Source organism: Sorangium sp. So ce426 (genome assembly GCF_051475585.1).
Taxonomy (GTDB): Bacteria; Myxococcota_A; Polyangia; order Polyangiales; family Polyangiaceae; genus Sorangium; species Sorangium cellulosum_B.
Genome location: NZ_CP150341.1, coordinates 5,038,130 through 5,058,288, shown reverse-complemented (window position 1 = coordinate 5,058,288; position 20,159 = coordinate 5,038,130). Strand labels below are relative to the sequence as shown.

General features: G+C 71.8%; 14 protein-coding genes. 6 read left to right on the top strand and 8 right to left on the bottom strand.

From position 1 onward, the window contains the following. The first annotated feature begins 58 nt into the window (after positions 1 to 58). Positions 59 to 1,258, top strand: a complete 1,200-nt coding sequence (locus tag WMF44_RS18735) for a 6-phosphofructokinase (protein WP_437300484.1) — start codon at positions 59 to 61, stop codon at positions 1,256 to 1,258. Between the two features lie 91 nt (positions 1,259 to 1,349). Here the strand turns inward: WMF44_RS18735 and WMF44_RS18730 are convergent, their stop codons facing one another. The 3 genes from WMF44_RS18730 to WMF44_RS18720 all read right to left on the bottom strand — a co-directional run bounded on the left by WMF44_RS18730 (position 1,350) and on the right by WMF44_RS18720 (position 3,977). Continuing rightward, complete coding sequence (locus tag WMF44_RS18730; RefSeq protein ID WP_437300483.1) at positions 1,350 to 2,228, bottom strand: NmrA family NAD(P)-binding protein; 879 nt, start codon at positions 2,226 to 2,228, stop codon at positions 1,350 to 1,352. 127 nt (positions 2,229 to 2,355) lie between these two features. Continuing rightward, a complete protein-coding gene (locus WMF44_RS18725; RefSeq protein WP_437300482.1) occupies positions 2,356 to 3,363 on the bottom strand; it encodes an anion permease in 1,008 nt (335 codons plus the stop codon). Beyond that, complete coding sequence (locus tag WMF44_RS18720; protein ID WP_437300481.1) at positions 3,360 to 3,977, bottom strand: DUF47 domain-containing protein; 618 nt, start codon at positions 3,975 to 3,977, stop codon at positions 3,360 to 3,362. The genes WMF44_RS18725 and WMF44_RS18720 overlap by 4 nt, the downstream gene beginning before the upstream one ends. A 123-nt stretch (positions 3,978 to 4,100) precedes the next feature. On the opposite strand from WMF44_RS18720, the gene WMF44_RS18715 reads away from it, so the two are divergent. After that, the gene (locus WMF44_RS18715; RefSeq protein ID WP_437300480.1) at positions 4,101 to 5,894 is read left to right on the top strand and encodes an ATP-binding protein; all 1,794 of its coding nucleotides are present in this window, start codon (positions 4,101 to 4,103) and stop codon (positions 5,892 to 5,894) included. Positions 5,895 to 5,936: 42 nt separating this feature from the next. Here the strand turns inward: WMF44_RS18715 and WMF44_RS18710 are convergent, their stop codons facing one another. Together WMF44_RS18710 and WMF44_RS18705 are read right to left on the bottom strand one after the other, a co-directional pair. After that, positions 5,937 to 6,419: a hypothetical protein gene (locus WMF44_RS18710; protein WP_437300479.1), complete on the bottom strand. Its 483-nt coding sequence runs from the start codon at positions 6,417 to 6,419 to the stop codon at positions 5,937 to 5,939. 149 nt (positions 6,420 to 6,568) lie between these two features. After that, positions 6,569 to 7,087, bottom strand: coding sequence for a peptidylprolyl isomerase (locus WMF44_RS18705; RefSeq protein WP_437300478.1), 519 nt, complete (start codon positions 7,085 to 7,087; stop codon positions 6,569 to 6,571). A gap of 235 nt (positions 7,088 to 7,322) precedes the next feature. On the opposite strand from WMF44_RS18705, the gene WMF44_RS18700 reads away from it, so the two are divergent. After that, positions 7,323 to 7,973 carry a hypothetical protein gene (locus WMF44_RS18700; RefSeq protein WP_437300477.1) on the top strand — a complete coding sequence of 217 codons (651 nt, stop codon included), beginning with the start codon at positions 7,323 to 7,325 and terminating at the stop codon, positions 7,971 to 7,973. Between the two features lie 312 nt (positions 7,974 to 8,285). Here WMF44_RS18700 and WMF44_RS18695 read toward each other — a convergent pair whose 3' ends face one another. Together WMF44_RS18695 and traA are read right to left on the bottom strand one after the other, a co-directional pair. Continuing rightward, positions 8,286 to 10,199, bottom strand: a complete 1,914-nt coding sequence (locus WMF44_RS18695; RefSeq protein WP_437300476.1) for an OmpA family protein — start codon at positions 10,197 to 10,199, stop codon at positions 8,286 to 8,288. Next, positions 10,196 to 12,328 (bottom strand): outer membrane exchange protein TraA family protein, encoded by a 2,133-nt coding sequence (traA, locus tag WMF44_RS18690; RefSeq protein ID WP_437300475.1) that lies wholly within the window; start codon positions 12,326 to 12,328, stop codon positions 10,196 to 10,198. The genes WMF44_RS18695 and traA overlap by 4 nt, the downstream gene beginning before the upstream one ends. Before the next feature lie 439 nt (positions 12,329 to 12,767). Between traA and WMF44_RS18685 the strand changes: the two genes are divergently transcribed. The 3 genes from WMF44_RS18685 to WMF44_RS18675 all read left to right on the top strand — a co-directional run bounded on the left by WMF44_RS18685 (position 12,768) and on the right by WMF44_RS18675 (position 15,703). Continuing rightward, a complete protein-coding gene (locus WMF44_RS18685; RefSeq protein ID WP_437300474.1) occupies positions 12,768 to 13,586 on the top strand; it encodes an SDR family NAD(P)-dependent oxidoreductase in 819 nt (272 codons plus the stop codon). Positions 13,587 to 14,026: 440 nt separating this feature from the next. Beyond that, on the top strand, positions 14,027 to 15,358 hold the full coding sequence (locus WMF44_RS18680; RefSeq protein ID WP_437300473.1) for an SBBP repeat-containing protein: 1,332 nt from the start codon (positions 14,027 to 14,029) through the stop codon (positions 15,356 to 15,358). A 216-nt stretch (positions 15,359 to 15,574) separates the two neighbouring features. After that, the gene (locus tag WMF44_RS18675) at positions 15,575 to 15,703 is read left to right on the top strand and encodes a hypothetical protein (RefSeq protein WP_044965146.1); all 129 of its coding nucleotides are present in this window, start codon (positions 15,575 to 15,577) and stop codon (positions 15,701 to 15,703) included. A gap of 18 nt (positions 15,704 to 15,721) precedes the next feature. On the opposite strand, the gene WMF44_RS18670 is transcribed toward WMF44_RS18675, so the two are convergent. Continuing rightward, positions 15,722 to 20,074 carry a DNA topoisomerase 3 gene (locus WMF44_RS18670; protein ID WP_437300472.1) on the bottom strand — a complete coding sequence of 1,451 codons (4,353 nt, stop codon included), beginning with the start codon at positions 20,072 to 20,074 and terminating at the stop codon, positions 15,722 to 15,724. Between the last annotated feature and the right edge of the window lie 85 nt (positions 20,075 to 20,159).

The window sequence follows — 20,159 nt, the reverse complement described above, 5'->3', positions numbered from 1 at the left end:
GCGAACGTGTGACAATCGCTCAGCCAACCTCGTCGTCGCGTGGTAGAAGGCCGGCGCCATGACCAGCATCGTCGAGTTCGGACGTCCCGACACCCTCCCGGCATCGGACAAGCGCCTGCTGCTCGTCTTCGACGGCGGCAACGCCCCTGGCTACTCCTCGGTCGCCGTCGCGCTGACCGAGGAGGCGGCGCGGCGAGGCTACGAGGTGTGGGCCGCGACCGAGGGCTTCCGCTCCCTGACCGCGGACGCGCGCGCCCAGCCCCAGTTCGAGCGCCTCATCATGAGCCGCCGCCAGCGCTACGATCTGCTCGCGCAGGGCATCCCGGCGCGCTCGATGGGGCGGCGCGTGCTCGACGCGGGCAGCGATTTCCGCAGCGAGCGCTACTCCGGCTTCCTCGATCGCGAGAAGCGCAAGCAGGCCGCCGCGACCTTCAAGGCGCAGGGGTTCACGCACCTCATCTGCGTCGGCGGCAACGGCACGTTCGAGGGCATCAAGGCGTGGCTCGACGAGTTCGAGGTGCGCCCGCAGGCCGGCTTCGTGAACGTCTCCATCGACAACGATCTGGAGGGCGATCGCGCGATCGGCTTCCTGTCCGGCGTGGAGACGGGCGCGACCATCGCGCGCGGGCTCTACGAGGACGCTTATACGCACAAGCGCATCTACATCCTCGAGATGATGGGCAACCGCAGCGGGCGGCACGCGCTGCACTGCGCGGTGGCCGCCCGGGCGCACCTCATCGTGCTCCCCTTCTTCCGCTTCCCGCAGGACGTGCTGGGCGAGCTCGCCGACGGCCTCAAGCGCGCCGACTACGCGCTCGTTGTCGTGGCCGAGGGCTACGAGGCCGAGCGCCGCCGCAAGGAGCACCCCGGCATGTCGGCGAGCGAGTTCCTGAAGAAGCAGCTCGAGGGCGCGGGGCTCCGCGACTCGCCGGACAAGCGCGTGATCGCGGAGCCGTTCAGCCGGTACATCCGCGGCATCCGCCCCGCCTTCCTCGACGTCTCGGCCGCCTTCCTCAAGGGGTCGCTGCTGCTCGCGGCCTTCGACGAGGGGCGCACCGAGGTGATGCCGTACGTGCTCGCCGCGAACGACGTCGGCGTGCTCGACTTCGCCTCGATACGCCGCGAGGACGGCGTGGAGCGGGCGTTCCTGCCGCTGCTCGACCGGCTCGACCTGAACCGCTTCAAGACCTGGATCCTCGACCATTTCATCAGCCTCGGGGCGGCCCGACCGAGCCGCGCGCCGTCGCACGTCGGATGAGCGCCGCGCCCGCGCGGGCCGGGTGAGCCCGGCGCGCGGGGCAGGTGGACCGGTGGACCGCGCGCCGGATCGACGCGGCGCCCTCGCAGGCTCACGCGACCGCTCGGGTCAGCGCGCCCGCGAGGTGCTCGCGCGCCCAGTCCTCGAAGCGCCGCCACCCGACCTCCGGGTAGGCGGCGTGGAGCGCCCCGAGGTCCACGCCGTGGCCCCCGCGCGTGAGCCAGCGGAACATGGCCGCGAGGTCCTCGCTGCGCGCGCGCACCTCGGCGAGCGGCACCTCGGCGTAGCGGATCTCGCGGCCGGCCACGCGGGAAAGCGCCGAGACGGCCTCGGCGCCGGTGAGCTCGTCGGACGCGAGCTCGATCCGGCGCCCGAGGAAGTCGCGCCGGCGCTCGAGCACGAGCGCCGCGAACCGCCCCACGTCGTCGGCCGCGATCTGCTGCAGCGGGCAGGCTGCCGGGAGCGGGGCGGCGTACACGCCGCGCCGGAGGCCGAGGAGCGCAGCGGGCGTGATCAGGCTCTCCATCAGGCACACCGGGGCGAGGATCGTGCAGGGCACGCCGAGCGCGGTGATGTGCCGCTCGACGGTCGCCTTGCTCTCGAAATGGGGGACGCCCGTGCCCCGGTCGGCGCTCGCGACCGAGGTGTAGACGAGGTGCGCGCCGCCCGCGGCCCTCGCGCCCTCGGCGGCGGCGAGGCCGAGCCGCAGCTCCGCCTCGACGGCCGCGAGCCCGCCCTCGATCGGCGAGCCCATGGCGAAGACCGCGTCGACGCCGGCCGCCGCGCGCGCGATCGAGCGGGGCTCGTCGGCGCTGCCCTGGACGACCTCGACGCCGAGCTCGATGAGCCGCGCCGCGGTCGGATCGCCAGGCCTGGCGGAGAACGCCCGCACGCGGTGCCCGCGGGCGAGCAAGGCCCGCGCGACCGCCCCTCCCGGCGCCCCCGTCGCCCCCGTCACGAGCGCCCGCATGGTCGCGCTATGGAGATCGGCGGCGCGCTTCGGAAGTCCCAGGGCGGGCCGCGCGAGCGCCGCCGCCCGGCGCGCGAGCGAGGCGCCTGCTCGCCTGCGTGGCGTCACGCGGCGCTCGCCTGCGCGGTCAGGGCTGGCCGCTGATGACGCTCGCGATGGTGTAGGCGATCGCGGCGAGGGCGGCCGAGGCGGGGATCGTGAAGATCCAGGCCCAGACGATGCGCCCGGCGACGCCCCAGCGGACCGCCGAGAGGCGCCCGCTCGTGGCGCCGACGCCGACGATCGCGCCCGTGATCGTGTGGGTCGTGCTCACGGGGATGCCGAGCGCCGTGGCGCTGAACAGCGTCGCCGCGCCGGCCGTCTCGGCCGCGAAGCCGCCCACCGGCTTCAGCTTCGTGATCTTCATCCCCATGGTCTTCACGATGCGCCAGCCGCCGGAGAGCGTGCCGAGGCCCATCGCCGCGTGGCAGACGAGCACGACCCAGAGCATCGGCTCCGGGTCCTCGCCGCCCTCCTGGAGGCCCGCGGAGATGAGGAGGGCCGTGATGATGCCCATCGTCTTCTGGGCGTCGTTGCCGCCGTGCCCGAGCGAGTAGGCGGCGGCGGAGAGCAGCTGCAGCCGCCGGAACCGGGTGCTCACCTTCTTGGGCGTCCAGCCCCGCGCGAGCCACCGGATGGCGTGCATGAGCGAGAACCCGATGACCGCGCCGAGCAAGGGCGACACGAGGATGAACGCCGCCGTCTTGCCGAAGACCGTCGCGTCGAGCACCGACAGCCGCCCCGCGCTCTTCACCGCGGCCCCGGCGAACGCGCCCATGAGCGCGTGCGACGACGACGACGGCAGCCCCCACCACCACGTGAGCAGGTTCCAGATGATCGCGCCGAGCAGGCCGCCCAGGATGACGTTCGGCGTGATGAACCCCGGCTCGACGCCCTTCGCGATGTTCCGCGCCACCGTGGGCTCGAACAGCGCGAACGCGATGAAGTTGAAGGCGGCTGCCCAGAGCACCGCGGTGCGCGGCGACAGGACGCGCGTCGAGACGACCGTGGCGATCGAGTTCGCGGCGTCGTGAAAGCCGTTGATGTAATCAAACGCCAGCGCGATGATGAGGATGGCGAGGATGTAGGTCGTCATGCGTGCTCGAGCACGATGCCCTCGATGATGTTCGCGACGTCCTCGCAGCGGTCGGTCGCGTGCTCCAGGAGGTCATAGATGTCGCGCCACTTCATCACGAGGAGCGGGTCGTTCCCCTTCTTGAAGAGCGCCGCCAGCCCGTTGCGGTAGTGCGCGTCCGCCGCGTTCTCGATCTTGTTGATCTCGACGCAGAGCTCGAGGAGGTGCGGCTGTTTCTTCAGGTCCCTGAGCGACTGGATGGCGGAGCTCATGACGGTGCACGCGTCGACGACATCCTGGGCGAGCAGCCGCGCGTCCGGCAGGGCGCTTTTGATCTCGAAGAGCACGAGCCTCACGCTCGCCGCCTCGATGCAGTCGAGCACGTCGTCGAGGCGGGTGATGAGCGCGTGGATCTCCTCGCGATCGAGCGGCGTGATCCACGTCTGGTGGAGGGCGGCCAGACACTCGTGGGTGATCTTGTCGGCCTCGTCCTCGAGGTCGGAGATCCGCTGCACCAGGGTCGGGGCTTCGTCGAGCCGGTCGAGCATCTCCAGGAGGAGCTCGCTCGCTGCGACGCTCTTTCGCGCATGGTTCGCCAGCGCGTCAAAGAAGACTGCGTCACGGGTCAATCCCATGGGGCCGGGCGTTTACCCGTCTCCCCGCATCACGTCAACGAGTCGTCATGGAACGGACAAAACCAGGTAACCTAAGGATCTTCGCCCACGTCGCGCGCGGCGTGAGCCGGGCGCGCTGGTGACATGGGTATACGAAGCAAGCTCATCGCGTTCGCGGTGGGGATCGCGATCCTCGCGGCGCTCGTGTTCGACGGCTATGTCCTGAAGACGCTCGGGGCAGAGCTCTCGGCGCACACGGAGGACGACCTGGCGACGCGGACGGCGCTCGTCACCGAGGTCGCCGCGAGATCAGGAGACCTCGCGGCCGAGGCGCCCGCCCTCGCGACGGCGCTGTCGAAGATCGCAGGAGCGCGCGTCACGTTCATCGATCCGCGGGGCGCGGTGCGGGGCGACTCGTCGGTCGCGCCGGAGGGGCTCGGCCAGCTCGACACGCACGCGACGCGCGACGAGGTCGCCGACGCGCGGCACCAGGGCACGGGGCGCAGCGAGCGCGTGAGCAGGACGACGCGGATGCGGATGCTCTACGCCGCGCAGCGGCTCGATCGCCCGGACGGGCCGTGGGTGGTGCGGGTCGCCTTCGAGCCGGTCGCGATCGACCGCAGCCTGTCCGCCGCCCGCACGCGCGTGGTGGAGGGCACCGTCCTGGCCCTCGCGCTCGCCGTCGCCGCGGCGCTCGCCGGGGCGCGCGCCCTCTCCGGGCGGCTCGTCTACCTGACGGGCGTCGCGCGGGAGATGCGGGCCGACCTCGGCCGGCGCGCGCGCATGCAGGGGCACGACGAGATCGCCACGCTGGGCGGCGCGCTGGACGACCTCGCCGAGAGCCTGGAGGTGTCGCGGCGCGAGCTCGGGGGCGAGGGAGAGCGCTTCGGCGCGGTGCTCGAGTCGATGCGCGAGGGCGTGCTCGTCACGGACGAGAAGGGCGACATCACGCTGGTCAACCCGGCGCTCTCGCAGCTGCTCGGCATCCGCAGGGACCCGGTCGGCCGCCCGCCGCTCGAGGTGCTGCGCTCGTCGAGCCTGCACGAGCTGCTCGAGGAGGTCGCGCTCGCGCGCGCGGCGGCGACGCGCGAGATCGAGATCGCGCCCGCGGCGCCTGGCGCGGCCGGGCCTCCGGGGCGCAGGATCCTGCTCGTGAACGCCGCGCCGCTCGCGCTGCCGGCGCAGGGCCGCGGGGCGGCGGGGGTCGTCGCCGTCTTCTTCGACGTGACGGAGCTGCGGCGCATCGAGGGCCTGCAGCGCAACTTCATCGCCAACGCGTCGCACGAGCTGCGCACGCCGGTCGCGTCGATCCGGGCGAGCAGCGAGACGCTGCTCGGCGGGGCGCTCGACGACCCGGAGGCGGCGCGCGATTTCGTCGAGGTGATCGAGCGGAACGCGACCCGGCTGCACCGGCTCGTGGACGATCTGCTCGATCTGTCGCGCATCGAGGGCGGCGAGCGGCCGCTCTCGCCGGGCACGCTCGATCTCTCGGTGCAGGCCGAGGCGGCTGTGGCGCTCCTGCGCGGGCGCGCCATGGAGAGGGACACCGAGTTGAAGATCGACGTGGCGCCGGGCACGCTCGTCGCGGCGGATCCGCGCGCGCTGGACCAGATCTTGACCAACCTCGTCGACAACGCGATCCATCACACGCCGAACGGCTCGCACGTGGTGGTGCGCGCGCGGGCCGCGAACGGGCGCGTCGTCCTGGAGGTCGAGGACGACGGTCCGGGCATCCCTGCGGTGCACCAGGCCCGCGTCTTCGATCGGTTCTACCGGGTGGATCCGGGCCGCTCCCGCGCGTCGGGCGGCACCGGGCTCGGCCTGTCCATCGCGAAGCACCTCGTCGAGGCGATGAGCGGCGACATCACGGTGACGACCGGCGCGGCCGGCGGCGCGCTCTTCCGGATCACGCTGCCGACCGGCGCCCAGAAGAAGTAGGCTCGGCGGCGCTGGAGCCGGCCTCGCCGAGCGGGGCGGGAGCTACGGCGCGCAGGCGGTGCGGCAGGAGTCGAACGAGCTCTGGCACGCCGCCGGATCGGCGAGCGCGGGCAAGCCGCCGTCCGCGGGGAACTTCGGCGTCAGGCAGGTCTGGAGGATCGACTGGCACTTCGCGGCGCACTCCGCGAGCTTGGTCGAGAGCGCCCCCGCGTCGGCCGTGGTGGCGGCGCCCCCGTCCTTCGGCGCGCCCGCGTCCACCGGCGCGCCCGCGTCCGGCTTCGGGGTCGCCGGGGCGGCCGGGATCGGGGCGGCCGTCGTTGTCGCTGGAGGCGCGGCCGGGGTCGGCGTCGCGGCCGGCACCGTCCCGGTCGCCGCGGGCGGCGGCGCCGTCGCGGTCGCTGCTGTGACGGCGCCTGGCGCCGGGATGACCTCCTCCGGCTCGTCGCTGGATTTGCACGCCGCGAACAGCAGCGCCGGCGAGGCGATCATCACGGCGAAGGCGGCGAGGAGCTTGTGAGCGCGCATGGGGGCTTCATGCTGCGCCTCCGCCGGGAACGCAACCCTTGCGCGCGCGGCCCGCGAGGCGTGGTTGGCGATGCGTGGCCTGGCGAGGAGAGGCCGCGCGCGGGCAGGCAGAGAGGTCTCCGGCGGGAGGCTCGCTCTCGGCAGGAGGGCTATTCCGTCCTGAAGATCACGTGGAAGCCATAGCGGGTCTCCACGACGTCGCTGAGCTGCTGGACATCGAGCTCGAACGCCGCATCGGCGAAGGGCGGCAGGACGTCGGCGCGCTCCACGGTGCCGAGCGAACCGCCGCGCGACGCCGCGCCGGCCTCCTCGCTGTACTGCGCCACCGCCTCGCCGAAGTCGGCGCCGCCGCGGATCTTGTCGCGCGCCTCCATCGCGCGCAGGCACGCCTCCTCGCGTGTGCGCGTCGTGCCCTCGGCGCGATCGGCGCCGGCATGGCGGACGAGGATGTGCTTCACGCCGATCCGCGGCGGCTCGTCGGGGCGGGCCTGCCGCGGCGCGCTGGCCGCCGCGAGGCACGCCGCGGCGCTCGAGGCGCTCTGCTCGGCAGGGGCGGCGCTGTGCGGAGGGGCGTGCGGCGCCGCCTGAGGCGCGCTGCACGCGGCGGCGAGCGCCGCGCCGAGGAAGGTGAGGAAGCCGAGAGGAGCGGATCGCTCGATCGGGCGCATCGGCCGCGGAGCATATCCAGGCGTCCACGAGATCGGAACACTGGATGGGGCGGTGGATGGGACGGTGGCGATGTGACGACCCGGTGATGCGCACGGCGTCAGGAGCCGATCCACCCGCGAGCAACCTGCGAGAGGCGGCGTGGCGCCGGGCCGGCTGGCGTCCCTGGTGCGCGTCGGCTGCGTCCATGATGCACGGGGTTTGCATCGCGCGTCGCATCGCTGGTAAGAAGGCAGTATGCAGCGCCTCCTCCTCTCGGCGGCCCTGGGTGCCGCGCTGATCGCCGGTTGCAGCACTCCTTTCCGGGACAAACGCACGCCTTCGGGCGAGTTCTGCAGCGACATGCACGTCGTGCCGGCGGGCCAGCTGCCCGATCGCGAGTACCATCGCCTTCAGCCGATCGCGAGCGATCCGACGGCCCGCACGGAGGCGGAGCGCCTCGAGTCGCTCCGCAAGGCCGCGTGCGCCGTCGGCGGCGACGCGGTCATCGAGGCGGTCAACGAGGAGATCCGCACCGAGGACGGCCGCTATGCCAGCGTGGCGAGCGGGACGGCGGTGATCTGGGTCCGCCGCACCGACGGAGAGGCGAAGCCGTTGACGTTGCACCCGGCGACGCCGCCCGCCGACTCGGCGGCGCCTGCCGAGCCGGAGGCGCCGCCGGCGGACCAGCCAGCTGCTCCTCCGGCTGCGTCCGACGAGCCGTACGAGGACTCGCCCGCTCCCGCGGCCTCGGCCAAGCCAGGCAAGCCGGGGGCGAAGCCCGCGTCGCCCACCCCGCTGTCGTCGGCCAAGCCGGCCTCCTCTGCCCCGCCGTCGTCGCTCCCCCCGCCGTCGTCGGCCAAGCCCGCCACGTCATCGGCGCCCGCGAAGCCCGCGCCGAAGAAGTAAGCGCAGCAGACTACGTAGAAGACGTCAGCGTCGCGCGGCTCCTACCGCTGTGACGCTGACGTCCGTTTGTGTAACGCGCGCTCGACCGCCATCGAGCCCCCTTCCATCCACCCCCTCGGGCCGGGCCCCCCGGATCGACGCCTTCCTGGAACAACGATCAGGTTGAAACCCGGAGAATTTTCACAGGGAGGCGGGGAGGCGGGGAGGAAGAAAAAAAAATGATTTTTTCCCTCTTGCCGTCTCTCGCTCCCCGCCTCCCCGTCTCCCTGTGAAATTCCTGCTTTTTCTCGTGGTTTCAACCCGTTTGTCGCTCTAGCGAGTCCCCCCGCCTCCGGGAGCCGGCGGCTGGCTCGACGAGGACGGCGCCGGCGCCGGCGCCGGTGGCGGCGGCGCGGGCGCGGGCGCGGGGGTACCGGATCGCGGCAGCACGCCCGTGTTGCTCGGGAGGCCGCCCGCGTTGCCGCGGTTCGGCAGGGGTGCCGCGCCGCCGGGCGCCCCGCCCGCAGGCGGAAGCGAGGATCCGCCGCTCGGCAGCACGTTCGACTTGAGGACCCCCTGCCCCGGCAGCGTGCCCTGGCTGGGCAGCGTGCCCTGGGTCTTCTGCGGCAGCACCCCGCCGGACGGCAGGAGCTGCTCGCTCCCCTCGGGCGCGCCGGTGAGCGGCTTCGCCCCCGCGGCGCCGTAGCGCAGGATGCGGAAGACGACGCGCCGGTTCTTCGACGTCATGAACTGGCAGTCGGGCGACAGCTGATCGTCGGGCCCCTGGCAGCCTGTGTCGTCGTAGATCGGCTGCGTGTGCCCGTAGCCGACCGCCTGGAGCCGCGAGGCTTCGACGCCCTTCGCGATCAGGTACGCCATGACGCTCGCCACGCGGCGCTGGGACAGGGCCATGTTGTACAGATCGGTCGCGCGCACGTCGGTGTGGCCCTCGATCCGCACCTCGCGGATGTCGGGGTTGTCGATCAGCACCTGCGCGACCGCTTCGAGGGTCGAGTTCGAGTCCTCGAGGATGATGTCCTTGTCGGTCGCGAAGTGGACCTGCTCGGTGATCACGATCTCGTCGCCCCGGATGAAGGCGAGCGGACAGCCGTCCTTCCCGTGCGGACCGGCGGGCTTGTCGGGGCACTTGTCGTCGCGATCGAAGACGCCGTCGCCGTCGGTGTCCAGGTCCGGACAGCCGAAGTTCTCGGGGCTCCCGGGCACGTCGGGGCAGCGGTCCGCGGCGCCGATGAGGCCGTCGCGATCCGGATCGTCTTTGTCGCGCTGCTGCAGGCGGTTGATCTCCTCCTGCTCCTGCGAGGTCTTCGGCTGCCACGTGATGACGTTGAAGAAGCGGATCGAGGGCGCGCCGAAGCCGCACGCCGCGCCGAAGCTCCCGCCGAAGGTGATCGTGATGCCGTGCTTGGTCTGCCAGCGCAGCCCGAGGAGCGCCTCCGCGGGGATCTGCCCCGGGTCGTCGGGGTAGCTCGTGAGCGAGGGGTACCCGTACACCTCGCCGATGACCGACAGGCCCCAGCTCTGGACGACGTACTGCTCGGCCGCCACGCCGAACTGCGCCATGTCGCCGACGCGCACGCCCGCGAACTGGTTGTCGGGCCGCAGCCAGATGCCAGCGTTCGCGGCGAGGAGCAGCCCGAAGTTGAACCGATAGTCGCCGATGAGCGTCGCGCCGCCGCTCAGCGCGCCGTCGCTGGTGAACGCGTTCTGGTCGCCCGTGGGGAAGTTGAGGTTGCCCGCGATGGCCATCCCGAACCCCTCCTTGACCTGCTCCTTGCGGTTCAGGTACGGGAGCGAGATCTTCGTGGACAGGCGGAGATCGCCGACGGAGGAGCTCTTGACCGACCCCTCGGTGCCGAAGCGGCGGAGGTTGCCGCCCTCCTGGAAGAGGACGAGCGGCATGGCCATCGTCACGTCGAACACGTCGAAGAAGCCGATGCCCGCGAGCAAGGCGAGCTCGAGCCGCCCGGAGATGGCGTCGACGGCCTGCCTCGTGTCGTCGCCCGCGACGAGCAGCACGAGCGGGTCGGCCGCGATGTCGCTGTAGAGGCCGACGGTCGGCGAGAGGTTCCCGATGACCTCGGACTTCTGGACCATCACGAGATCGCGCGGGGCCGCTGCCGGGCGGAAGACCTGGGCATCGAAGCGCCCCTCCTCGGCGAGCGCGGGGCGCCCGGCGAGGAGCGCGGACAGCGCGAGGAGCGGGGCGAGGAGCGGACGAGTTCTCACGAGGCACCTCCGCTGCGCCGGCGGCGCTTTCGCTCGATCAGGGCCAGCGCCGCGAGGGCGACGAGCCCGGCGGCCCTCGGATCGGCGCCCTTCTGGCCGACGACCGAGACGCTGCAGATCTCGGCGAGCGTGCCGCCGCACGCGACGTTATCTGGCATCGGGCCGAGCGCGCACTCCTTGGCGTCCGCCTCGTCGGTCCAGCGGCAGTGCTCGTTCCCGAGGCAGTCGAGGTTCGTCTTGCAGGAGACGTCGCAGGTGTTCGTCGCGAGGTCGCACGTGTTGCCGCACGGGCACTGCGTGTCGGCGTAGCATTCGACGCACCTCTCGCCGTCGCAGAACGGGGTGTCCTCGCCGCAGGTCGCCATGCACCCCGGCGGGTCGCACTGATGCGTCTCGCGGTTGCAGGTCGTGCCGGCGCACTGCTCGTCCGACGTGCAGCGCACGCACGCCGCGAGCTGGGAGAACTGGCCGAAGCAGAACGGCGTATCGCCGCCGCAGCTGTCGCAGCGCGGCCCGCAGCGCCGGTCCTTGACGCATTCCTTGCACTCGCCGCTCAGGCAGTACTGGCCCTCGGCGCAATCCATGTCGTTGCGGCACGCGGCGCACGCCGTCCCGATGGGCCCGGGGAGGCAGAACGGCACGGGGGGCGACTGCGGATCGTTCGGGTCCTCGGGGTGCATGCAGTCGACGCAGCCCTCGCCGCAGCAGTTGGGCAGCGCGTTCGTCGGGAGCGGCCTGTCCATGCAGTGGCCCGTGGGCACGTGGCACACCTTGCCGTCGGGGCACTGCTCGTCGGTGAGGCACTCGACGCACATCGGGGTGCCGCCCGGCTCGACGGCGGCGCAGTCCATCTGCGTGCCGTTGATGCCGTTCGGACAGCAGTTGCACGAGTTGCCGGCGCACCGGTCGGAGGTGTCACACAGGACGCACGTGTGATCGACGCAGATCTTGTCGCGCGGGCAGTCCGGGTCCTCCTCGCACTCGTACTCTTCCTTGCACTCGTGCGTCTCGGGGTCGCAGACGAAGCCGTCGCGGCAGTCCTCGCTGGTGCGGCACTCGGCGCACTGCGTCCTGCCCTCCAGGTTGATGCAGAACAGCGTGTCGCCCGTGCAGGCCGAGCAGGATTCGCCGCAGAATCGTGCGGTGTCACACGGGGCGCAGAGGGCCGCCTCGTTGCAGTAGTAGCTTCCAGGACAGCCGTTGGTCCCGGCCTGGCCGGCGAACTGGCGATTGCACTGCTGGCACTGGTCGAGATCGGGGAACGACGGCGACCCGCTGAGCGTCTGGAAGAACTGCGCGGGTTGGAAGAGGGAAAAGTTAGCCGCCTTGAGGCTCTCGCTGCCTTCTACTCGCGCGCCGAGCTCGAAGTCCTCGAACTCGCCTACGAAGTAGGACATCTCGAGCGCCGCGTGCTCGGCGATCTCGACGTAGAGGATCTCGAGCGGGTACAGGCCTGGCTTCTCGAAGATGACGGTGTTCGTGAGGCGCCATGTCGGAAGGCCGAGCCGCGCCGGACGGACCATGACGGGCTTCACGCCGTTGAGCTTGTCCCAGAAGGTGAGGCTTATCGCATCGTCGGCGTAGAAGCCGATATGAACGGGTCGACCCACGAGCTCCTCGGGGACGAGCAAGAACCCGCGGAGCCTGGAGCCGAACGGCTGGCTGGTGCCGTGGCTGTTCCAGGGGAAGTCACACCCGCCCTCCTGGCACGTCGTCGACATCAGTCCGGTGAAGTCGCCGTAGCTCAGCGGGCCTTCTTCGATCGGGTCCTGGTCATCATCAAGGTCGCTGTTGTTGTTGCTGAGATCCAGGACGGTCCGAACGACGTATTCGTGATACTCTGCCGCGACATCGCCGATCTTGCTGGTGATGAACGCATTGACCTTGTCATTGTAGGCCAGGCGCTCGCCAGGGTCGTTAGGGTCGATGAGCGGAACGTAGAAATCCCTATCCACGTTGTCGGACAGGGCCGATGCGGCGCAGAGGCCGGTCCCCTCGACCTCCGGCAACGTGTCGATGGTGGGCTCATAGAGGGTGACCGGGCCGAATGGCTGCGATTGTGCGCGCGCCGGCGCCGGCAGCAGCCCGAGCAGGGCCGTGGCGACTAGAGCAGCTCGTCGAATGCGCATGGCTCGCTCGCGGGTCCTTTGCATCGCTCGCGGGTCCTCAGCACCCGAGCTCCGGAAGTACGAGCTCCAGGCTAGCCGCTCCGCGCCGTGATCTGCAAGAGGAAGGCTGCGAAAGCCCGCTCCGCATGTAGGCGACGGTCCTCTACCACCCCTACCGCCCGATGGTCCGATGCTGTCATGCGCGCGGGACGGCTGGCAAACCGCAGGGGCGATCGGCCGCACACGCCTGGAGCGGATGGCCTGGTGACGGGAGCGGCACGAGGTCGACACCGACGCGCGACCTTCGGCTCCCCAGAGCCGATGACGCGCCCGAGGCCCTCACGCGATTCTGCCGCGTTGCGGCAAGTTCGCACGGAAAGATTGCTGACCGGGGCCCCCGCAGATCAAGGGGCACGCCCCGCTCGCGATCCTGGACGAAGCGGCATAAAAGGCTCGCTCCATGACCACGACCTCGGGCCTCGGTATCGTCACAGGCGCCTCGTCCGGCATCGGCGCGGAGATCGCGCGGCAGCTCGCGGCGCGCGGGCAGCCGGTGCTCGCCATCGGCAGGCGGGCGTACCGTCTGGAGGAGCTCTCCGCAAGGGCGAGCGCCGCCGGGCACGCGCCCATCCACCCTCTGGAGCTCGATATCACCAGCGAGGGCGCTGCCCTCCGCGTGCGGGATCGGGCGCGCGAGCTGGGCGGCGCGGCCTGGCTCGTCAACAACGCGGGAACGACGCGGTTCGGGCCCCTTCTGGACGGCGATCCCGCGGCGCAGGCGATGCTGGTGCGGCTCAACTGCGAGAGCGTCGTCGCGCTCTGCGCGGCGGTCGTCCCCGACCTGGTGGCCCGCGGCGGAGGGCGCGTGCTCAACGTCGCGTCGCTCGCCGCGTTCCAGCCGACCCCGGGACATGCGGTGTACGGAGCCACCAAGGCGTTCGTGCTCTCGCTGTCCGAAAGCCTGGCCGTCGAGCTCGACGGGACCGGCGTCACGGTGACCGCCCTGTGCCCGGGGCCGGTGACCACCGAGATCTTCGACGCGGGCGCGCCCGGCGTGCCGCGCAGGAAGATGCCGTTCGAGCTCACCGCCGAGGACTGCGCGGCCTACGGCATCGCGGCAGCGGATCGAGGCGACGTGGTCGCCGTCCCGAGCGCGCTGAGCAAGGCGACGGCCCAGCTCTCCCGCTTCCTCCCTCGCGCGGCCATTCGCCGGCTCTCATCGCGGATCGGGCTCTCGGTCCTCGGCTACGGCGCCCCGACGCGAGGCGTTCGAGGCTAACGAGAGAGCGCGCGCCGCGCTGCGTGGCGCTCGATCCGGGGATGCGGCGCCGGCGGCTCTGTCGGTGTGATAGCCTCTGTTCCGGCGCCCGCGCGGCCGCGTCCGCAGGAGCGCTCGAGCGAGAAGAACGTCTCATGCAAGCACAAGCGGTTGTCCTTGGTTCCGTCGTCGGCCTGACCGTGTGCGCCAGCGGGTGCGCGGCGCTGCTCGGCCTCGATGCGTTCGTCGATCAGTCGACGGACAGCGCGGGCGCTGGAGGTGCGGGAGGCGCCGGCAGTGCTGGGGGCGCTGGGGACGACGGTGAGCCCACGGCCTGCACACCGGACACGTCGGAGGCGTGCTACGGGGGGCCACCGATCACCCGGAACAAAGGGGTGTGCCGGGGAGGGATGCGCACCTGTGACGCCGATGGGACCTGGGGCGCATGCGAGGGAGAGGTCGTGCCCGGGGTGGAGCGCTGCGACGCGGCGGACGACGAGAACTGCGACGGCCTGGAGTGCGTCGTCTGGACGACCGCCTACAAGCAGACGGGCGACATCTACCTGATGGACATCGCAGGTGATGCCGAAGGGAACGTGTTCGCCAGCGGCGCGTTCATAAACACCATCACGATCGGCGACGATACACTCTCTTCCTCCAGCACCACGGATGTGCTGCTCCTCAAGCTGAACCCGGCGGGAGAGCCCCTGTGGGCCAAGAACTTCGGCGACTACTTGACGGACGAGCCGGGCGCGCTCGTCGTCGACTCCAAGGGCAACCCGATCCTGGTTGGCACCAGCAGCCGCGGCATCGATTTCGGCGATGGCCAGCTTCCGGCGGGAACCTTTATCGCGAAGCTCGATGCATCGGGTAAACCAGTCTGGAGCAAGGGCCTTCCAGGTGGTGGAATCCACGCCGTCGCGATCGACGCAAACGATCGCATCATCGTCGCGGGGACGTTCGGTCAGCCGATCGAGCTGGGCGGCGGGCCGATCCAGCCCGGCGACGACTCGGACGTCTTCGTGGCCAAGCTCGACGGTGCCACAGGGCTCGTGACCGCGCCGGGCTGCTGGGCGCGCACGTTCGTTGGCGATAACGCGACCATGCGCATCATCGACATCGCGGTCGACCGCTCGAACAATATCTTCATCGCCGGGTCGACGCTCGAAACCGCTGATCTCGATCGGTTCACGATTGATAAAGGCAGCTTCGTCATGAAGACGACGCCGTCCGGAGCGCCGGACTGGCTCAGGAGGATATACGCGCTCGAGCCGCTCCAGGCAAGCGTAGATGTCATGGGCATCACCGTGGATCCCATGGGAAGGCCCGTGGTGGCTGGGTATCACAACGGCGATGTGAAGATAGGTTCATCGACGATAACGTCGATCGGCCAAGACGTCTTCGTGGTGCAGTTCGAGGCCAACGGTGCGGCGGGATGGGTACGTACCTTCGGTGGTGCAGAGGACCAGTGGGCCCGCGGCATCGCGATGGATCCCTTCGGCAACGCCGTCATCGTCGGGAGCGCCACGGGCCAGATCGACTTCGGCACCGGCCCGCTCGCGCTGGAGGATCGCTCCGGCTTCGTCGCCAAGATCGGCCCCGACGCGGAGCTCGTATGGAAACGCCTCTTGGGCAAGGACACCGTCGGTTACGCCGTCGCCGTCACGCCGGACGGCGAGACGCTCGTTGCGGGCTGGACGAGAGAAAGCGCCGCGGACTGGGGCGCGGGTCCCATCCCGGGCCTTGGAGACAACGACCGCCAACACCTCATCGTCGGCAAGCTCGGCCGATAGGGCCGCCGTCGCCCCGGCTGCCTGGCCTCAGCGTAGCGCCGGCGGCCCCGAGCCTCCGGCGTAGCGAAACGCCCCACTGTGACGCGGGCGCTGTCGTCCCCCCGACGCCTAGCGAGCGAGGTCCTCGCCCTCCAGCCCGAGAATCCGCCCCCCTCGAGGTGGCACCTCCGTTGCTTTGCTCACCGAGCACCCCGACACGGGGCCGGAGGTCATTCGATGAGCAAGATTCTGCGTGGGATCGCGGCGGGTTACGGCGCGAAGAAGCTCGGCGGCGGGTGCTTCAGCACCCTCCTCATCTTCGTCCTGCTCTGGTGGGCGCTCGGCCACTTCGGCATCTTCCGCTGAGCGCCGCCCGCGCGCCGCTCAGCGCGCTCGGCCCTTCTTCCGCTGCGCCTTGCGGGCGAAGAACGCCCTTCGCGCGTCCGAGGACTTCTCGCTCTGCCGCTTCTTCACCTTCGGCGGGAGCTTCGCGAGCGGCACATCGCCCACGACGTCGCTCGCGCCGCGCGGCCCGCCGACGAGGCCGCGCGACGTGAGCGACGCGCGCTGGTACGTGATGAGCTCGCCCGCCTTCTCGAACGAGTCCTCGCGCACGCAGACGAGGCCCGCCCGCACGAGCCCGCCGAGGAGGTGCTCGAAGTCGCGCCGCTCGAGCGACCCGTCGGCGAACGCCTCGCGGTAGAGCCGGCCCGTCGGCTGCTCGCTCTCGCGGAGCGCCGCCAGGATCTTCGCGATCGCCTGCGCCTCGCCGCGGCTCGGCGCCCGGAACTCCCGCGCGGCGCAGGCGGCCGGCGCGCAGACGTCGCAGAGGCCGCAGGGCTCGCCCGTGTCCTCCTGGTCGCCGAAATGGCGGACCAGGTGGAGCATGCGGCAGCCGTGGCCCTCGGTGAACCGCGCCATCTGCACGAGCTCGGCGAGCTTGTGGCGCCGCTGCGCCTCGTAGGGCCCGCGCCACCCCGGCTCGCCCAGGGCGATGCCCCCGTCCGGATCCACGCGCGCGCCGCCGTGGATCCAGAGCTTCTCGAGGGCCTTGTCCGCCACCTCGGGCTCGACGCCGAGATCGCCCAGGATCGCCTCCTTCGGGCGCGGCTCTTCCGACAGGACCTCTTCGATGCGCTGGAGCATCGCCGGATCAGGGTAGTCGCGCTCGTGGAAGAACTCGTGCATTCGCCGGTCGACATACGAGTGCATCAGCACGGCCCGCGAGGGGAGCCCGTCGCGGCCGGCCCGGCCGATCTCCTGGTAATACCCCTCGACGCTCCCGGGCAGCCCGGCGTGGACGACCGTGCGGACATCGGGCTTGTCGATGCCCATGCCGAAGGCGATCGTGGCGACGATGATCTCGGTGCTGCCGTCCAGAAAGGCCGCTTGGATCCGGTCGCGCACCGGGGCGGCGAGGCCCGCGTGGTACGCCTCGGCCGGGAGATCCTCCGAGAGGCCGGCGGCGAGCGCCTCGGCGTCCTTCCGCGTCCCGGCGTAGACGATGGCCGGCGTCCGGCCCTCCTTCCCGAGCAGCGCGCGCACCCGGGCGAGGCGCTCCCCCGGGCTGACCTCGAGGATCTCGATACCCAGGTTGCTCCGCCTGAAGCCGTGAATGAACCGCGCCGCGGACGCGAGGCCGAGCTGCTCGACGATATCGTCCTGCACGACCGGCGTGGCGGTGGCGGTCAGCGCGATGACCGGCGCCGGCCGGAGCGCCGGGAGGCGCTGACCGAGCATCCGGTAATCAGGGCGGAAGTCGTGGCCCCATTTCGAGATGCAATGGGCCTCGTCGACGGCGACGAGCACGGGCTTCCGGCGGGCGAGCAGCTCGGGGAACCCGGGCACGCGGAGCCGCTCGGGGGCGATGAAGAGGAAGTCGAGCGCGCCTTCGAGGTAATCGATGCAGGCCTTCCGCGACTCGGCCCGGCTCCGGCCGGAGTGGATCCGCTCGGCGGCGAAGCCACACGCCCGGAGCTTCGAGGCCTGATCCTCCATGAGCGCGATGAGCGGGCTCACGACGAGCGTCGTGCCGCCTCGGGCGATGCCGGGGAGCTGGTAACAGAGCGATTTGCCGGCGCCGGTGGGCATGACGAGCAGCACGTCGCTCCCCGCGGCCGCCGTCCGGCAGACGGCCTCCTGGTAGGGGCGGAACGCGCTGAAGCCGAAGCACTGGTGGAGCAGCTCGACGAGATCCTCCGGCCGGCGCGCTGGAGACGAGGCGACCGCCGACGAGGACGCCGTGCCCGCCCCACGCGCCGGAGAGGACCCGACGGCCGCCGCACGCGCGGGCGACGGCGCTACCGCCGCGGGTCGCGCGGGCGACGGCGCTACGGCCGCGGATCGCGCCGGTGGTGACGTCGCTGCCACAGGCCGCGCAGTCGACGGCGCTACCGCCACGCGTCGCGCCGTCGCCGCAGGTCGCGCTGGCGACGGCGCCGCCGCACGTGACCGCGCCCGAGCCGGCGGCGATGCTGCAGCCGCCGCCGCGACCGCCTGCAGCGTGCCAGGTGATGCGTCGTCAGGCCCGGCGCCCGCGCTGCTGCCCGGAGCGCGGCGACGCGTCGCCTCGCGGCCTCGACCGGTCCCCGGCGCGGCGGCCGCGGCCGCGGCGCGATCCCCCTTCGCGCGCGACCGCGCCTCGCCGCGCTCCTGAAACGGCGACGCCCCGGCCTCCGGGGAGAGCGCACCGTCCCCGGCCGCGCGCCGCCCCGCGCTCACCTCCGCCACCACCTGGCGCACGTACGACTCGATGCCCGCCATGAACGACGGCAGATCGCCCCCGCCCCGGGCCATGCGGGCGAGCTTCGCCTCCCAGGCGCCCGTCATCGCGGGGCTCTTCACGTCGGCGTGGACGACCTCGATCAGCCCGACGCCCTTGTCGGTCGCGTGCAGCAGCTTGCCCTTGCGCACGATGTACTCGCGCCGGAGGAGCGTCTCGATGATCGCGGCCCGCGTTGCCGGCGTGCCGAGGCCCGAGTCCTTCATCGCCGCGGAGAGCTCCTTCTCTTCGAGGCTGCTGCCCGCGGTCTCCATGGCGGTGAGCAGCGTGGCCTCGGTGAAGCGCGGCGGCGGACGCGTCTTCTTGGCCTGCGCCTCCGCGTCGAGCACGAGCTGCACCTGCCCCCTCGCGAGGCCCGGCGGGAGCCGCTGATCCGCGGTCTCGCGCTCGCCCTCCCCGTCGCGCGCATCGCGCGCATCGGGCCCATCGCCGTCCGATTCGCCCTTCCTGCGCGGCCTCGCAGGCGGCTTGCCGAAGCCGATGTCGAGCACCTTCCACCCGACCTTCTCCACGACGCTGCCCGCGCTGTGGTAGCGGTCCACGATCGGCTCGCCGCCGCGCGCGCCCGCGCCGCCGCGCGTGGTGATCGCGGTGATGACGGTGGTGATCGAGGTGACGTGATCCTCGTGCCACGCCGAGAGGAGGCGCCGGCAGATGAGATCGAAGATCTTCTGCTCGTCGGCCGAGAGCTCCGCGCGCGAGGACCGAGCCCCCGTGGGGATGATGGCGTGGTGATCCCCGACCTTGCCGTCGTCGACGAAGCGCTTGCCGAGCGGCCGGGCCCCCGTCCCCGGCGCGAGCATCCCACGGTACGAGCCCTCGATCGCCTGCACCGCGGCGGCGAGCGTGGCCGCGACCTCCGTCGAGAGGTGCCGGCTGTCGGTGCGCGGATAGCTGATGAGCTTCCTGCGCTCGTACAGCGCCTGGGCCACCTCCAGCGTCTTCTGCGCAGAGAAGCCGTAAAGGCGGTTGGCGTGCCGCTGGAGCTCGGTCAGGTCGTAGAGCAGCGGCGGTGGGAGGCGGCGAGACTCCGACCGGACCGCCTCGATGCGCGCCTCGCCGCGCCGGGCCCGCTCGATGATGCGCCGCGCCTCCTCGCCGTCCGGCGGCAGGCGCCTCCGCGACGGCGCGGTCTCGGGCCGCTCGCCGGCGTTCGGCCGCTCGCCGGCGAGGGGCCGCTCGCCGGCATGCGGCCCCTCGCCGGCGCCCGGCGGCTGGCCCGGGAGCGGTTTGTCGTTGAAATACGTGCCCTTGTAGGACTCGTCGGCCGCGCCCGAGCCGTCCTCCCGGAGCGGGCAGAAGGTCGCGACGACCTCGAGGTACGGCTCGGGGACGAACCGCCGGATCGCGAGCTCGCGCTCGACGACCATGGAGAGCGTCGGCGTCTGCACGCGGCCGACCGAGAGATCCTGGTCGAAGACCAGGCTGTAGGCGCGCGAGAGGTTCATGCCGACGAGCCAGTCCGCCCGGCTGCGCCCGCGCGCCGCGTCGGCGAGGCCGTCGTAGCCGCGCGCGTCCCGCAGCCGGCGGAGCCCGTCACGGATGGCGTCGGGCGTGAGGGATGAGATCCAGAGCCGCTCGACCGGCTTCTTGCACCCGGCCGCCTCGTAGATGTACCGGAAGATGAGCTCGCCCTCGCGGCCGGCGTCCGTGGCGCAGACGACGCGCTCGACGTCGCGCCGGCCCAGGACCTTCCGGACGATCTCGAACTGGGCCCGCGTCCCGGGGAGGACGACGAGCGGAAACTGCCCGGGCAGCATCGGGAGGAGGTCGAGGCGCCAGCGCTTCCAGGCGGGGTCGATCTGGTGCGGCTCGGCGATGGCGACGAGGTGCCCGATCGCCCACGTGACGACGTAGCCGCCGCCCTCGAGAAAGCCCTCGGCGCGCTTCGAGGCCCCGAGCACCGCGGCGATGTCACGGGCGACGGCGGGCTTCTCTGCGACCACGGCGATCATGCGGCGACCATGCGAAAACGGCGGGAGGTGGGCGTCGCCCGCGCCTCACGCCGGTGCGTTGATAGCGCGAGCCGCGGGCGGGCGG